11 protein-coding genes and 1 pseudogene are annotated in these 15,102 nt (G+C 71.0%); 3 read left to right on the forward strand and 9 right to left on the reverse strand.

Going from position 1 to position 15,102, the window contains the following annotated elements:
* Nucleotides 1-72: 72 nt before the first annotated feature.
* On the reverse strand, nt 73-786 hold the full coding sequence (locus ACIQMR_RS14090) for a maleylpyruvate isomerase family mycothiol-dependent enzyme (RefSeq protein ID WP_401385661.1): 714 nt from the start codon (nt 784-786) through the stop codon (nt 73-75).
* 11 nt (nt 787-797) lie between these two features.
* On the reverse strand, nt 798-1,307 hold the full coding sequence (locus ACIQMR_RS14095) for a GNAT family N-acetyltransferase (protein WP_401385662.1): 510 nt from the start codon (nt 1,305-1,307) through the stop codon (nt 798-800).
* A gap of 559 nt (nt 1,308-1,866) precedes the next feature.
* Here ACIQMR_RS14095 and ACIQMR_RS14100 point away from each other — a divergent pair.
* The gene (locus ACIQMR_RS14100; RefSeq protein WP_401385663.1) at nt 1,867-2,121 is read left to right on the forward strand and encodes a hypothetical protein; all 255 of its coding nucleotides are present in this window, start codon (nt 1,867-1,869) and stop codon (nt 2,119-2,121) included.
* Between the two features lie 248 nt (nt 2,122-2,369).
* Here ACIQMR_RS14100 and ACIQMR_RS14105 read toward each other — a convergent pair.
* Nucleotides 2,370-2,669 (reverse strand): annotated as a pseudogene (locus ACIQMR_RS14105) (leucine zipper domain-containing protein); the annotation flags it as partial.
* A gap of 263 nt (nt 2,670-2,932) precedes the next feature.
* On the reverse strand, nt 2,933-5,122 hold the full coding sequence (gene katG / locus ACIQMR_RS14110) for a catalase/peroxidase HPI (protein WP_401385664.1): 2,190 nt from the start codon (nt 5,120-5,122) through the stop codon (nt 2,933-2,935).
* 445 nt (nt 5,123-5,567) lie between these two features.
* Here katG and ACIQMR_RS14115 point away from each other — a divergent pair, with 445 nt between their 5' ends.
* Nucleotides 5,568-5,996, forward strand: coding sequence for a Fur family transcriptional regulator (locus tag ACIQMR_RS14115; protein WP_401385665.1), 429 nt, complete (start codon nt 5,568-5,570; stop codon nt 5,994-5,996).
* Between the two features lie 186 nt (nt 5,997-6,182).
* Here the strand turns inward: ACIQMR_RS14115 and ACIQMR_RS14120 are convergent, their stop codons facing one another.
* From ACIQMR_RS14120 to nadE, 5 genes are all read right to left on the reverse strand, one after another.
* Nucleotides 6,183-7,754 (reverse strand): DUF4139 domain-containing protein, encoded by a 1,572-nt coding sequence (locus tag ACIQMR_RS14120; protein ID WP_401385666.1) that lies wholly within the window; start codon nt 7,752-7,754, stop codon nt 6,183-6,185.
* Between the two features lie 8 nt (nt 7,755-7,762).
* On the reverse strand, nt 7,763-9,850 hold the full coding sequence (locus ACIQMR_RS14125) for a DUF4139 domain-containing protein (RefSeq protein WP_401385667.1): 2,088 nt from the start codon (nt 9,848-9,850) through the stop codon (nt 7,763-7,765).
* 392 nt (nt 9,851-10,242) lie between these two features.
* Nucleotides 10,243-10,959 (reverse strand): heparin lyase I family protein, encoded by a 717-nt coding sequence (locus tag ACIQMR_RS14130; protein WP_401385668.1) that lies wholly within the window; start codon nt 10,957-10,959, stop codon nt 10,243-10,245.
* A gap of 353 nt (nt 10,960-11,312) precedes the next feature.
* Nucleotides 11,313-12,416, reverse strand: a complete 1,104-nt coding sequence (locus ACIQMR_RS14135; protein WP_401385669.1) for a substrate-binding domain-containing protein — start codon at nt 12,414-12,416, stop codon at nt 11,313-11,315.
* Nucleotides 12,417-12,783: 367 nt separating this feature from the next.
* Nucleotides 12,784-13,614 carry an ammonia-dependent NAD(+) synthetase gene (gene nadE, locus ACIQMR_RS14140; protein WP_401385670.1) on the reverse strand — a complete coding sequence of 277 codons (831 nt, stop codon included), beginning with the start codon at nt 13,612-13,614 and terminating at the stop codon, nt 12,784-12,786.
* A gap of 416 nt (nt 13,615-14,030) precedes the next feature.
* Here nadE and ACIQMR_RS14145 point away from each other — a divergent pair, with 416 nt between their 5' ends.
* Nucleotides 14,031-14,756, forward strand: coding sequence for a DUF4328 domain-containing protein (locus ACIQMR_RS14145; protein ID WP_401385671.1), 726 nt, complete (start codon nt 14,031-14,033; stop codon nt 14,754-14,756).
* Nucleotides 14,757-15,102: the final 346 nt, after the last annotated feature.

The following is a 15,102-nucleotide window of genomic DNA, read 5'->3' on the forward strand; positions in this document are numbered from 1 at the left end:
GGCGCGGTGCAGGCAGCTCTTTCCGCCGCCCACGACGAAATCGGCGCGCTTCACACCCTGCCGGCGACGACGTCACAGGCGGTCCCGGCGCTGTGGAGGGTGGGGCGGCCAGGGCCCGAGAGCAGGCAGCCGCCCCTCGGTCGCCACCGGTGACACCAAGGGCGTACGTCCGGCCAGCCAGGCCGCCAGGTCGCGCACGCCTCCGGTAACCACCGTGTCCGGCGGCCCGTCGCCGACAGACCACTGGCGGTCCAGATCCTCGGCATGAACGCGCGTGCCTGCCGGAAGGCGGCCGAGGAGGAAGTCGATGGCGTGTGCGGCCAGGTCCGCGGGCCAGTCGTCCGGCCGCACGCCGAGCTCCAGATCGACCATGTGGATCCATGCTTCGCGCCAGCGTGCGTAGACGGTGGCGGCAAGATCCGCGTTGCGGAACGTGACGGGTCGGATCCAGTCCATGTCGGCGGCGCGCGCCCAGGACGCCTCCAGCCCGGCCGCGTGCGCGGCGAGTTGCGTGCGGTGCTCGGCTGCGCTGCGGCCCGCAGTCGCCTCGATGATCGCGTTGCGCTCGTCGACCCCGCCGTCGTAGCCCGCGACGAGTTCTCCGCGCAGGGCATGTTCCGCGAGACGGGCGAACATTCTCGCGTTGTCGGCGAGATGCGCGAGGACGTGGCCGCGTGACCAGCCCGGAAGGGCGGATGCCTCGGCGACCTGCTGGTCGCTCATCCCGGCGACGAGCCGTTCCAGTGTCCGGTGGGCTTCGATCACAGCTGCGACAGGTGGTTGCATGACCTTCCGTCCTACAGGGCCGGGGTCTGGTCGAGGACCGCCGGGGCCTGGGCAGCGAGTTCCGCGAGCGGTTCGCCGCTCAGCCGGCATACCGTCCACTCGTTGAGCAACTCCACGCCGAGTGACTTGTAGAAGTCGATCGTCGGTTCGTTCCAGGCCAGGACCCACCACTCGAAGCGCTCGAAGCCGTCTCGTCGGCAGATCGCGGCCAGCGAGGCGAGCAGAGCCTTGCCGTGTCCTCCGCCTCGGGCGTGCGACCGTACGTAGAGGTCCTCCAGGTGCATGCCGCGCGTGCCGGTCCAGGTCGAGAAACGCGGGAACCACAGGGCAAAGCCCACGGTCTGCCTCGTCTCATCGTCCTCGGCGATGAGTGCGAACGCGGCGGGATGCTCTCCGAACAGCGCGTCGCGAAGCTGCTCCTCCGTCGCTCGGGCATGCTCAACAGCCCGTTCGTACGCGGCGAGTTCACGGATCATCGCGCGGATCTCCGCGATGTCGTCCACAGTTGCGGCTCGGATCATGCCGGAGATCATCGGCCACCGCACTGAGCCGTGTCCATCCGATTCCGCGCCTTCTGCGCGGCGTGAACCCGACCGTGCTCATCCCCTCGACTGACCAGCTGCGGAACACGTCCGCAGCTGGTGCCGACAGCCGACGAGTGGGGCCTCGCCGGGCTCAGCACTTCCCGTACGCCACATGGCGGCGTGTGATCGCGAAGGCGAGCTCGGTGGGATCGAGAGGTGCAAGTTCACCCTGATGGAAGGCGGGAGCCACCCCGTACGCGTGCGCGCGTGACGCCGACACGCTGGGGCCGGTTCCCAGGATGAGGGCTTTTCGTTATATGAGGTGCCTTTCGTGGCGAGTCGGGCATAGTGGTGCATTTCGGATGGGACTATCGCCGCGTCCAACCAGGCAGGCGCATCAGGCACCTGCCGTGAAAGGAGCACGGAATGCGGGTTTCCCGCTTTGTCGCCGCGCTGGGCGTCGCAGCCGTCGTCTTGATGGGCGGCGCCACTGGCGCCAGCGCAGCCACCGCGCCTTCGGCGGTACCTCACGCCACGTACGACCAGGGCCACGACCGTGGTGGTGACCACAGGCGCGGCGACCGTGACGACCGCCGTGACGACCGCCGAGGCGACCGTGACGACCGCCGGGGTCACCACCGCGGCGACCGTGACGACCGCCGGGGCGACGGTCGTTGGGGTCATCACCGCGGCAACCACGGCCACCATTGGGGTCACCACCGCTGGGGCCACCGGCACCACGGTCACCACCGCTGGGACCACCGGCACCACGGTCGCCGCTAGGAGCACGACCTCTACGACGAACCACTGACGGTCCTTGTGGGTGCCCTCCCACTACGGGGAGGGCACCCACCCCGTTCTGCGATGCTCCCCAGCGTCCGCCGACGGCGGGACCACTCAGGCGTCGGAGTGCTGGTGGGAGTCGTGGAGGTGGCTGATGGCGTCGATGACGGGCTGCAGGTCCGGGGACCCGGGGGTCAGGTCAGGATGACGGCCGGTGACGAATTCGAAGACGAGGACCACCCAGCCGCCGGACTCGAACGAGGTGAGCAGCCGCGGCCCGAGGAGCGGCCCGATGCGGGCCGGACCGAGATTGCCGGCCTGCCGCAGCTCGCAGACGCGGGCTTCGACCTCGGACGCGGTGCGGTGCGGTGCGGTGCAGTGTGGGGTGGTGTGCGAGTGGCAGGCACGATCGGCCGGGCCCGCCTCGCCCCACCCGCCAGCGGCGGACCCACGTGTGCGCGGTCGGGTGGGGGATTCCCATCTCCGCCTCACGTGTGCCGCGGGACGGCCGGCGAGGACACGTTCGACCAGGATCCGCCCGGCGTGAACGGTCAGCCGGACATGACGCTGGGACACGAAGACCTCCGTGTGCGGTGCAGCTCAGACACCTCCACCACACCGGAGGTCTTCGCCACGGCGTACCCGTGTCCCCACACCTCCGACAGGAACAGGCATCCGAGCTCGGCCTTCCCGGCAGCCTGCTGAAGGTGTGATCTGGCCGTTCGTCGCTCCGTCGGGATCAGCGGACGCGACGTCGAGAAGTGGCCCTTCGAACCGAAGGGATGCCGGGTCCTGAGGATGTCCCCGTCGGCCTTGAACGGCCGACCGGGACATCGGTCTCAGCGCAGGTCGAACCGATCGAGGTTCATCACCTTGTCCCACGCCGCCACGAAGTCACGCGCGAACTTCTCGCCCCCGTCCGCGGCCGCGTAGACCTCCGAGATGCCACGGAGCTGGGAGTGCGAACCGAAGACGAGGTCGGCGGCGGTGGCGGTCCACTTGACCTCGCCCGTGGCACTGTCCCGACCTTCGAACACGTTCTCGTCCGAAGTCGACGCCTTCCATTCCGTGCCCATGTCCAGCAGGTTGACGAAGAAGTCGGTGGTCAGCTTCTCCGGCCGGTGAGTGAACACGCCGTGGGGCGAGTTCCCGAAACCGGTGTTCAGCGCCCGCATGCCGCCGACAAGGACCGTCATCTCGGGAGCGGTCAGGTTCAGCATGTTGGCGCGGTCGAGGAGGAGGGTCTCCGGCGACAGCTTCTCTCCCGCCCGGACGTAGTTGCGGAAGGCATCCGCCTTGGGTTCGAGCAGCGCGAACGACTCGACGTCCGTCTCCTCCTGCGAGGCGTCCGTGCGCCCCGGTGCGAACGGGACGGTGATGTCGTGCCCGGCGTCCTTCGCGGCTCGCTCGACGGCCGCGCACCCGCCCAGAACGATCACGTCGGCCAGGGAAACCTTCGTTCCGCCGGCCTGTGAGCTGTTGAAGTCCTGCTGGATCTGCTCGAGGATCCGCAGCACCGCGGCCACCTCGGACGGCTCGTTGACCTCCCAGTCCCGCTGGGGCGCGAGCCGGATCCGTGCCCCGTTGGCCCCACCGCGCTTGTCGGTGCCGCGGAAGCTCGCTGCCGACGCCCAAGCGGTCGTGACCAGCTGGGACACGGACAGTCCCGAGGCGAGGATCCTGTCCTTGAGAGCGGCGATGTCTCCGACGGTGACGAGGTCGTGGTCGACCTCGGGGACGGGGTCCTGCCACAGCTGCGGTTCGGGAACCCACGGGCCGAGGTAGCGCGAGAGCGGTCCCATGTCGCGGTGCAGCAGCTTGTACCACGCCTTGGCGAATGCCACCGCGAGCTTGTCCGGGTTCTCGTGGAAGCTCTTCGCGATCGGTGCGTAGACCGGGTCCAGCTTCAGGGAGAGGTCCGTCGTCAGCATCATGGGAGCGTGACTCTTCGACGGATCGTGGGCGTCGGGCACACTGCCCTTGGCCGAGGGATCCGTGGGAGTCCACTGCTTCGCGCCGGCGGGGCTCGTCGTCAGCTCCCAGTCGTACCTGAACAGATGGTCCAGGAATCCGTTGTCCCACTTCGTGGGCTCTGAGGTCCATGCGCCCTCCAGCCCACTGGTGAGCGTGTCCGCGCCCTTGCCGGTGCCGTAGGTGTTCCTCCAGCCGATGCCCTGCTGCTCGATGGGGCTCGCCTCGGGTTCCGGGCCGATGTACTCGGGAGCGACCGCACCGTGACACTTGCCGAACGTGTGGCCGCCGACGATGAGCGCAACCGTCTCCTCGTCATTCATCGCCATACGCCCGAACGTCTCGCGAATGTCCCTGGCTGCAGCCACCGGATCCGGGTTGCCGTTGGGCCCCTCCGGATTGACGTAGATCAGTCCCATCTGCACGGCGCCGAAAGGACCGGTGAGTTCCCTGTCGCCGCTGTAGCGCTCATCTCCGAGCCATGTGTCCTCCGGGCCCCAGAAGATTTCCTCGGGCTCCCAGATGTCCTCCCGCCCGAAGCCGAAACCGAACGTCTTGAACCCCATCGATTCCATCGCGCAGTTGCCGGCGAAGATGATGAGATCGGCCCAGGAGATCTTACGGCCGTACTTCTGCTTGACGGGCCAGAGCAAACGGCGGGACTTGTCGAGGCTCGCATTGTCGGGCCAGCTGTTGAGGGGGGCGAAGCGCTGAGCGCCGGAGCCGCCACCGCCCCGGCCATCGGCGATCCGGTACGTCCCCGCGGCATGCCAGCTCATCCGGATGAAGAGCGGCCCGTAGTGGCCGTAGTCGGCGGGCCACCAGTCCTGCGACGTCGTCATCACGTCGAAGACGTCCTGCTTGAGCGCGTCGAGGTCGAGGGTCGCGAACTCTTCTGCGTAGTCGAAATCCTCGTCCAGTGGATTGGCCCGAGGTGAGTGCTGGTGGAGCACTTGAAGATCCAGCTGGTTCGGCCACCAGTCCCGGTTCGTCCTGGGACGAGTGTCGGTGGGGGCCGGGGAGGGGATCGCTGGGTTCTCGCTTTCGCTGCCGGACACGTCCGTCCTTCCTCGTATATGACGCCGATGAATGTGCGGATTCGGCGTCCGTATGGTCGCGCACCGTGGAGCGCACGGCTACGAGAACACGCAGGGCGGCCCTGGCAACAAGAACTCGAAAGCCCGAATTCGCTCGGGGCCGGGCCCAGGCTCGACGGCGGTGGCTTTCCCGGCCCTCGGGACATGTGAGAGGCGCCATTCTTCTTATCATCCGGCTTGCCCCGCCGGTGAGAACGGCGGGAAGGAAAAGGTCGTATGACGGCCCGGCGCGTGATGGAGCCGTGCCCTCGCGCAACGTGTGTGAAGCTGGCTCTGCCGGCACCGCCGCCCGTATGGTCGGAGGCCCTGTCCGGAAGGCCACCTCATCCGCTGTCCGCTTTCCGACAGGAGCCGGCATCGACGGGTGAGCTTCCGTCGTCCCAACGATCTGGACAGGTGAACCGACATGAGCGGCCTGCTGCAGCGACTGCGAGGACGTGGCTGGCGGATCACGTCCCAGCGGCGTGTCGTCGCGGAGGTCCTCGACGGCGACCACGTGCATCTCACGGCCGACGAGGTGCACGCCCGCGCGGCCCTGCGGCTGCCGGAGATCTCCCGGGCGACCGTCTACAACACCCTGGGCGAACTGGTCTCCCTCGGCGAGGTCATGGAGGTCTCCACCGACGGCCGCGCCAAGCGCTACGACCCCAACGCACACCATCCGCACCAGCACTTGGTGTGCTCCGGTTGCGGCACCATCCGCGACGTCCACCCGACCGGCGACCCGCTGACCGGCCTCCCGCCGGAAGCACGCTTCGGCTTCACCGTGTCCGAGGTCCAGGTCGTCTACCGCGGACTGTGCCCCTCCTGCGCCGCCGGTCTGCCGCCGGTGTGACCCCGCTCCGTGGGGCATGGCCGGGCATCGACGCGACCCGGATGATGCCCGCGAGGTGAAGCGCGGCCGGTTCAGGGCCGCATGGCCTGCGGGAGCGGCGCTCCGGCTGTGTGGCGATGCGAAGCGGCGCCCGGTCCGGTCCAGCGCCCCTGTCCGGACTCAGAGGCCGACGACCTTCGCGTTCACTCAGAGTCCGACGACCTTCGCGCTCGCCGACAGCTCGTAGACCAGGGTGACCGTGCGGTGGCCGCCGGGAGGGAGGCTGACGTCCCAGGCGGCGATGCCTTCGGCGTCGATCGCGTCGGGCGGTGGGGAGCAGGCTTCCTTGCGCAGGCGTACCTGCACCGCCGAGACCTCGGAGACCGGGATCCGCTCCCGAAGGACGACCACACGTTCGCCGTGCTCCCCGGGAGCGGAGAACCGCGACAGGTGCAGCCGCACCGTCCGGGTGACCACGGTCCGCTGGGTCATCCCGGTGCTCTCGCGAGTCTCCTCGGCCTCCCTGACCACCCGGTGGTCGTCCGCGCTGCCGAACGCCAGCTCGGCGGGGGCGCCGGGCGCGGTGAAGTCCAGGGTCCCGCGGCCGGTGAAACCGCTGCCGCGGACCAGGTCCACGGGCCCGGCGAGCAACGCGTGGCCGGACCTGTTGTCGAACCGCACCACCTGGGTGACCAATGGGGACAGCTCGGGTGAGCAGGCGTACTCGCCGCTCGCGGCCGTGGTGAAGGCGGACACGGGCACCCGGTGCGCGCGGCCGTCGCCGGCCACGCGGACCGGCGTCGGGGACTTCAGCACCCGCACCTCGCCGCCGTCGTCCACGCCGGGCAGGCCGAGCACCGGGGACGGGCCGAGGTCCCCGATGTCCTCTTCGCGCAGCTCGACGTCGACCGTGCGGCGCTCCGCAGCGGAGCGGTCCTTGAGCGTCAGCCGGTCCTCGCCCAACCGCGAGGGATCGGTGGCCAGTGCCGACCGTGCCGTCGACAGTGTCAGACGTACGTCCGACCAGTCCTCGCCGGTGCGCTGCCAGACCATCGCGTCCGTCTCCAGCGTCAGGGAGTCCCCGTCCCATACGGCGCGGTAGGCGGGCCGCCACAGCGCGCACGCGGTGAGGTGGCTCAGCCGCAGCCGGGCGGGCCCGGCCGCGGAGGCCTCCACGGTCAGCTCGACGTGGCCGACCAGCTCCGCGGGCTCCTCCTCGGCGAGGGCCAGCGCGCGCTGGGTCTCCGCGAGCTCGCCCGCGACGGCGGCCAGCCGGGTGTCCACGGTGCGGAGTTCCTCGCCGTACGTGTCACGCTCGGTGTCGACCCGGTCGAGTTCACGAACCCAGCGCTCCGGCTCGGCCTCGCCGGACCCGGCGCCCTCACCGATCTCCCGCAGCAGATCGGCGGCGAGCCGGCCGAGCAGGTCGAGGCGGGCCCGGAGGCGGTCGCGCCGCTGTCCGAGCGCAAGCCGCTCCTCTTCGAGAACGTGCTCGCGATGGCGCAGCGCCGAGTCCTCCTCACCGGGCGGGAGCGGGCCTCGCGGCGTCCAGCTGCGGACGATCCGCATGTCCAGCACGGTCGCCGGACGACCGGACTGATCGGCCGTCAGCTCGGCGTGCAGCGTGCGGTCGACGGCCAGCGCACTGACCGGTCCGAGGCGCAGCCGCTGGACCCCGGCCTCCAGTTCGAGCACGGTGGCGCGCTCGACATGGGCCCGGTCCTCCAGGCAGGTGACGGCGGTGACGGGAAGGGGGATCGGCCCCGGGGCGGTGGACATGGCGTACGTCAGCTCCTCCGGTTGCCGCCGGCCAGGGCCTTGCCGGCCGGGATGCGGATCTCGTAGCCGCCGTCGAGCGCGGCGGTGGCGCCGACGGGCAGGTCCACCCGCCACAGTCGGGTGCCCGGGGCGTGATGCTCGGGCCCTTCACCGTCCACGGGTGCCGTCCAGTCGGCCCGTTCCTCGATCCGGACGTCCGGTTCCGAGGTGACCGGGACACGCTCGCGGACCTCCACGACGACAGGCCTCCCGAGCCGGTTCGCCAGCTCCACGTGGACGCGGTGGTCGAGCACGGTGGTCTGGTTGCGCAGCCCCGAGGCCGACTCGCGCAGCTCCGTACGGCGGGTGACGCGGATGGCCTCGGCCGGCCCGAGACCCACCCGGCGGACCCCACCGGGGGCGAGGGTGGGCAGTGCGGCGGTCAGCACGAAGTCGTCGTCGACGGTGACCTCCACCGGGCCGGCCAGCAGAGCCCGGTCGGTGGAGTTGGAGAGCACCAGCGTCGCGTACACGGTCTCCTCCACGGACGGCACACAGAGGTACTCGGTGCGCAGACCGACCGGGATGTCGGCGACGGTGACGGTGTGCCAGGCGCCGTCCGAGGGGATGTCGGCGCGGGCGGCGGCGTCGAAACGATGATCGAAGGAGCCCGCCGACTCGCGGGGCCGCACGGCGTGTCCGGGCAGCGGCAGCGCGGCAACTGCCTCTGCGCGGCGGCGGTACTCGGCGGCCACCAGGTCGTCGGTGGAGGCGGGGAACAGCCGGCCTCGACGACCGCGCTGTTCGTCGGGGCCGCTCAGGACGAGGGTGGCGTAGTCGAGTTCGGCGCCGCTCGGCCGCGGCGGACCGGTCGCCGGCTCCGGCGGCGGAGGCGGCGGGGGACTGCCGGGAGCGGCAGGTGCCATGGGGGCGGCGGCCGCGAAGGCCGCACTGCGTGGACGCGCCCCGCCGCCAGGACGCGACCCGGCCGGCGGCGCGAGGCCGGGCACCCCGCCGCCGACGCCCTCCCGGGTGGTGACGCCGGCCGCGGAGCCGGGGGCCGGGAGACCCGGAGGCGGTGCGCCATAGCCCTGGGGAGTCGGAGGTGGTGGCGGTGGCGGGACGGCGACGGGTGCGGAGCCGATCCCGACAGCCACGGGCGCGGAGCCGGCGCGCGCAGCGGCGGAAGGGCGGCGCGGGCCCGCCACGTCGTACCCGGCGAACAGGTCGGTGAGCCCCGCCGGTGGTTCACGCCAGCCGGAAGGCGCCGGGGTGGGCTGACGGCGACCGATCCGGATCGAGCGCAGCCTCGGCAGGTCGGTGCGGCGCCGCAGGTCGGCGGTGGACAGGCCGATGCGTACGCCCGTCCAGTCCTCGCCGGTGCGCTGGGCGACCGAGGCACGTAGCACCAGACGGCCGCTGTCGTCGCCCTGGCGGTGGGTGAGGCGGTAGGCAGGCACCCAGACGGCGCCCGGCACCCCGTACTCCAGCTCCACCTCCAGCTCCGCGTCGGTGGCGCCGTTGAGGACCAAGGCCGCGGAGACCCTCGTCGCCACGTGTGCTGACGGCGCGTCGGTGGAGGCACGGTCCAGCTTGTCCGTGGCGACTTCCAGCTCGTGCTCCACCCGGCGCAGCTCCTCCTCGAGCTCGACGAGCCGGGCATGAAGGACCGTCAGCCGATCGTCGACGAAGTCGGCGAGCTTCAGCCACGCGTCGGTCGGGGTGCGGCGGTGCGGGTCCTCGCGCTTACGGGTCGGGGGGACCGGGCGCAGCGCCATGACCTCCTCGATCAGGCCCAGTTGCCGGTCCCTGCGCCCCTTTGCCGCCGTGTGGGCGTCACGCAGCCGTTCGACCTCGCGCCGCAACCCGCCGGGGATGCCGGAGGCGGCCGGCTCGGCCTCGACCTCCACCCGAGCCTCGACGACCCGCACACCGGAGGCGCCGAGGACACGGGCCCGCAGGGAACCCGCATCGATGGAGCGGGGCAGTCCCGTCACCCGCACCCGGCCGTCCGGCGGCACGCTTCCTCGGGCCAGCCTGCGGCAGAGCGCGCCCTGCGCGTACACCACCACCGAGTCGAGAATCGACTCCCACCTCTGTGCTGTCTCAGCCGTCATCCGCCCGCCCCCGCCGCGTCCCATGCCGAGCGAAGCCTACGCGAGCGGTTCGCGCGTCCGCTGGGCGGTGATGGTGTGCGGTGATGGCTGGGCAGGGACGGCGACGACTGCGAGGGCAGGTGCCCGGAGGCTACGAAGCCCTCGGCCCGGTCCGCGGCGTGACCCGCATGGAGTTCGACACCCGGGACGCGTACGGCCGGAGCTTCACACTCCCTTGCGGGGCTGACCGGAGTGACCGCGCACTCCGGCCCGTGCCGACCCGCCGCGGGGTGTTGGGGGCCCGGCGGCCAGTCCACGGTCGCCGGGCCCGGCGGGGAAGGAACCCGACAGGGAAGGAGCCCGGCGGGCAAGCGGGCCGGTGGGGAAGGAGGCCCGAGGGGAAGGGGGCCGTGTCAGTCGACGTCGGCGCGCGAGGTCCCCAGCTTGGGGTCGTCGACCCAGCTCTGCGAGCCGACGCCCACGATGGACGAGCCGTAGCTGCCCCAACGGGGCTTGTTGCCGAGGTCGTCCCAGGTGCGGATGCCCGAGCGGGAGGCGAACAGCGAGCCGTCCAGGTAGATCTCGACCGAGCCGCCGGTGGCCGAGTTGGTGGCGATCTTCATCTGGATGGCGTGCCAGGAGCCTGCCGTCCAGCTGCGGCTGCCGATCGAGTTCCAGGTCTCGCCGGGCGACACGTACCAGGCCTTGAGCTGGTCGTCCTCGACCTTCATGATCACCGGGTAGTTCTGCTGGTTCTGGTCGTTGGTGCCGTTGGACTTCCACTGGAAGACGGTCTGGGCGTTGCCCGTCTTCGTCGCGAGCGACCAGCCGAACCACAGGGTCTTGTCGTTCTGCAACTGTCCTTCGGCTCCGGCCAGGCTGTGGCCCTCGCATCGGTCGATGCCCGGCACCTTGTTGAACTCGAAGAAGTTGCCGTGGCTGTCGTTCCAGGTGTGCACACGGGCGACGCCGCCGTCGCAGAGGACCGCGGCGAAGACGCCGAGTCCCTTGTCCGCGTTGCCGTCCCACAGGACGGAGGCGCTCGCCGGGCTCGCCGTGACGAGGGTCATCGCGGCGGCGACGGCGGCCGGGGGGAGCAGAAGCCTGGATCGGAGACTGTGTCGTTGCATCGTTTCTCCTTGTGGGGGGGAAGGTGAGTTGGCCGGTCGGGCTGAACCCGTGCCCTGGGTCGGGCACGCCACCGGGGCAGTCAGGGCCGTGAACTCCTGACTGTCGGACGCGATGCCGGCGGCGGAGGCTGGTGGCGGAAGCCGGCCGTGAGGCCGAGCGCGGTGGCGGTGCCACCGGGCTCGTGACGGACGCCACGGCGACGTCCGGCACTTCGGCGTGAGGCAGGAGCCATGGGGGGAGCCAACCTTTGCTGCGCACGGTGGGGTTGCCGACTCAGCGCAGCTTGGGTGCCCGAATTCCCACCGTCAAGGCGTGACTTCGAAACGGTCAGTTATCGGTCGATCGTTGGGCGTCAGGCCCCTGTCGGGGCGCCGCACGACCGCCGGACCACGAGCTCGGGGAGCCACTCGATGGTGGAGCGCTGCACCTCGGGGTCCTCGAGGCGGCGCAGCAGGAGTTTCACCGCGGTCTCGCCCACCGCGTGGTTCGCGGGGGAGACCGCGGTCAGGGGCGTGTCCGTCAGCCCGGCGAGCTCGTCGTTGTAGCAGACGAGCGCGAAGTCCTCGGGTACCCGTACCGCTTGGGCCAGCAGCCGATGGAGCAGGTTGGTCGCGTCAGTGTCGGTGTGCACGACCGCGGCCCGCACCTCCTCGGACCGGATGAGCTCCAGCAGCAAGTCGGCGCGGCGCTCGAACTCGTCGACGTGCCCGGGCCGGGCCGCGTCCGCCGGGGAGATGTCGTCGTCGGGGAGGCCGAGCGCGCCGAGCGCGGCGCGGTAGCCGCGGCGGATGTGGGGCCAGGTGTGCGTGTTCCGGGACAGCAGCGCGATGCGCCGGTGCCCGAGGCCGGCCAGGTGGTGCACGGCGAGTGCGGCGCCTCCGGCGTGGTCCGACGCCACCCGGTCGAGGTCCGCCCCCGGCAGCCCCAGCGGTATCCGACGCTCCAGCAGAACGACGGGCACCCTGACCTCCGCGATCCGTGCGGCGTCCCTCTCACCGGGGCCCTCGATGCCCCAGCAGGGAGTCAGCAGCAGGCCGTCGGCACCGGCTCCGACCATGTTCTCGATCTGTGTCGCGTCCCGGTCCTGGTGGTACTCGGTGATGCCGACCAGGAGGCGTGCGCCCGCCGCGGTGGCGGCGTCCCGGGCGCCGCGGATGACCGACCGGTAGAAGTAGTTGGCCGTCGGCACCACCATGCCCAGCACCGGGCCGCCGCGGGGCGGGGCCGGCACCTGGCGGGCCAGGCGCGCGTCGCGTGCGTTGAGCGGGGCGGTCGGCCAGGTCACCGAGCCGTGAAGCCTGCGGACACGGCCCACTTCGGCGAGCGCGGTCACATCCCGGCGCGCGGTCTCCACCGAGATGCCGAGTACGGTGGCGAGCTCGGTCACCCGCAGGCTCTCTCGCTCCCGCACCAGCCGCAGGATCCGCCGGTGCCGGTCCTCCACGCTCTCCCGCATGCTCCGCCCCCTCCCTCGAGACCACGGCCGGACACCGGGCGAAGGGAGCGTAGCCCGAAGGCGGACCGTCCGATCGGATAATGACCGAATGCCCGAACGGCGTTCAACGACGGCGAGATGCCGTGGGCAGGCGCGCACCGGCCCGGTCGCCGACGACGCTGCCGCCGAAGCGGTACGGGCAACCGGCGCGGTGGCCAGGCTCGTTGAACTCAGCGGTGCGCAGCGAGTACGAGACCGGCCGGCGCGGAGGACGTTCCCATCGTCCGATGCGTACCGCGGGCTACTCCTCCACCATCTCGGGGAGGTGCAAGACCGGACGAGGCCTGTCGACCGGGGCGGGTGGAGTTGTCCGGGGTGAGCGCAGCTCTCAGGGGGCGACGGGTGGCCGGCGCTTGTGGTCGGTGAGGCGGTAGCGGCTGGTGATCGTTCTGAAGACCTGCTCGTCCACCGGCTTGCCCTCCAGGAAGTCGTCGATGTCGTCGTAAGTGACACCGAGTGCGTCCTCGTCGGCCTTGCCCGGGTCGAGGGTCTCCAGGTCCGCCGTCGGGGTCTTCCACACCAGCTCGACGGGCGCGCCCAGCGTGTCCGCGACGGCGCGCACCCGGCGCTTGGTCAGGCCGGTCAGCGGGACCAGGTCGGCGGCGCCGTCGCCGAACTTGGTGAAGAAGCCGGAGACCGCCTCGGCGGCGTGGTCGGTGCCGACGACCAGGCCGTCATGCGCACCGGCCACCGCATACTGGGCGATCATTCGCTGCCGGGCCTTGATGTTGCCGTGTACGAAGTCCTGGTGGTGGGCGTCGCGGAAGCTCACGCCGGCGGCCAGCGAGGCCTGGAGCGCGGCGTCGCTCGCGGGCTTGATGTCCACGGTCAGCACGTGGTCGGCCTGGATGAAGGAGAGCGCGAGCTGAGCGTCGTGCTCGTCGGCCTGGATGCCGTAGGGCAGCCGCATCGCGTAGAACCGTGCCTCGTGCCCGGTGGCCCGGGCCCGCTCGACGGCGAGCTGGCACAGTCGGCCGGTGGTGGTGGAGTCGACGCCGCCACTGATGCCGAGTACGAGCGAGCGCAGACCGGTCGAGGTCAGCCGCTCGGCGAGGAAGGTGACCCGGCGTTCGATCTCCCGCTCGGCCTCGAAGGCCTCGGTGACCTGTAGTTCCCGGGCGATCTCCTGCTGCAGGGCGATGGACGCCGGCTCGCTCACGTCTGCTCCTTGTTCCGGTTCGCGATGTGCTGTCGAGGCACCCTAGCTTCGAACGCCGCCGGCTCCCGCCTTCCACCGCAGTCAGCCCTTCGTCGACCGCCTGAGCGAGCTGGTCCAGGCGCAGGACGACACCACCGGCTTCGTCGTCCTGCACCGCTGGGCGGAGGTTCTGGAGCGCCACTTCCCGCCGGGGCTCCCCGCCCCCCGGGCCGCCGACGGGGCGACGGATCTCCGGCCGAGCCCGGGCCGCTGTGCAAAGCCATGGCTGGCGGTGTGATGGGGCTCTCGGGGTCTGTCCGACTCCGAAGGCCACTCCCGCGGGCAAACCGCATGGACAGCTCGCCTCTTCTCCCCGTAGGTTCCGCGAGCGTCCCCCGGCAGGGTGGATGTCGCAGACCTGTGGGGGGTTGTCTTTCATGTCCACGTTTCCCGGGTTCACGCCCAGACCTGAGTTCCGGGTGCCGGTGCCGACCGGGCTTGCCGCGGCGACCTGTGTGCTGCTCGGCCTGGCCATGGTGGCCGACGTGTTCTCGCTCGTCACGGGGGCGCAGTACTACAGCCTTTGGAGCGGCTTCGGCGAGGAGGGGTTCCATACGGTCGGCCTCGAAGAGGCGGAGGGAGTCGAGCGCCTCTACAGCCTCGCGGGAGTGATCAAGACCGTCACTTTCCTGATGTGCGCGATCGTGTTCATCCTCTGGTTCCGGCAGATGCGGGAGAACGCCGAGCTCTTCGCGCCCGACGTTCACCGCAAGGCTCGGCACTGGGCGGTGTGGGGCTGGATCCTGCCGGTTGTCTGTCTGTGGTTCCCGCGCCGCATCACCCTGGACATCGGGACGGCGAGCGAGTTGCGGCCCGGCCTGCCCGACGCGCCGCGCACGCCGGTCACCCTCGTCAACGCGTGGTGGACGGTCTTGATCTGCGACATGACGCTGAACAATCTGGCCTCCCGCTACTACGCCCGTGCCGAGGAGGCAGGTTCGGTCCAGGAGGCCGTGGGACTGATGATGGCCGCTGACCTCTTCGACATCGCCGCCGGTGTGCTCGCCGTCCTCGTCGTGCGCAGGCTCACCCGGATGCAACTGCGCAGGGCGACGTGGACCGGCCACGACAGCCCGGCAGAATCTTCCGAACAGCCTGTGTGACGTCGTCTCGTACTCGCCGCCCAGCGATCCGGTGAGCTCGGTCGCCTTCGTTCGTGACGACTGGAACGACCTGCGCCGACTGCTGCATCGAGGCGTTCGTCCCTCTGTTCCTGTTCGCTCTTTGTGCCGGCGTCCGTTGCCGAGGCCATGAGCGGCAGGCCATGAGCGGCAGGCCATGAGCGGCAGGCCGCGGGCGGCCCGGCTCGCGAGCGGGCCCGCCGTGCGCGGCGGGCCGTGCGGTACTTGTGGAGCACCGGGTGGTGCCGTGGCAAGGCGTTGCGTCGCTTGCCACGGCACCACTGGGGGAACGTTCCGATGCGTGCCCGTTGCTGCGGCCGCCGTCGCT

The organism is Streptomyces sp. NPDC091376 (assembly GCF_044757085.1).
Lineage (GTDB): Bacteria > Actinomycetota > Actinomycetes > Streptomycetales > Streptomycetaceae > Streptomyces > Streptomyces pratisoli.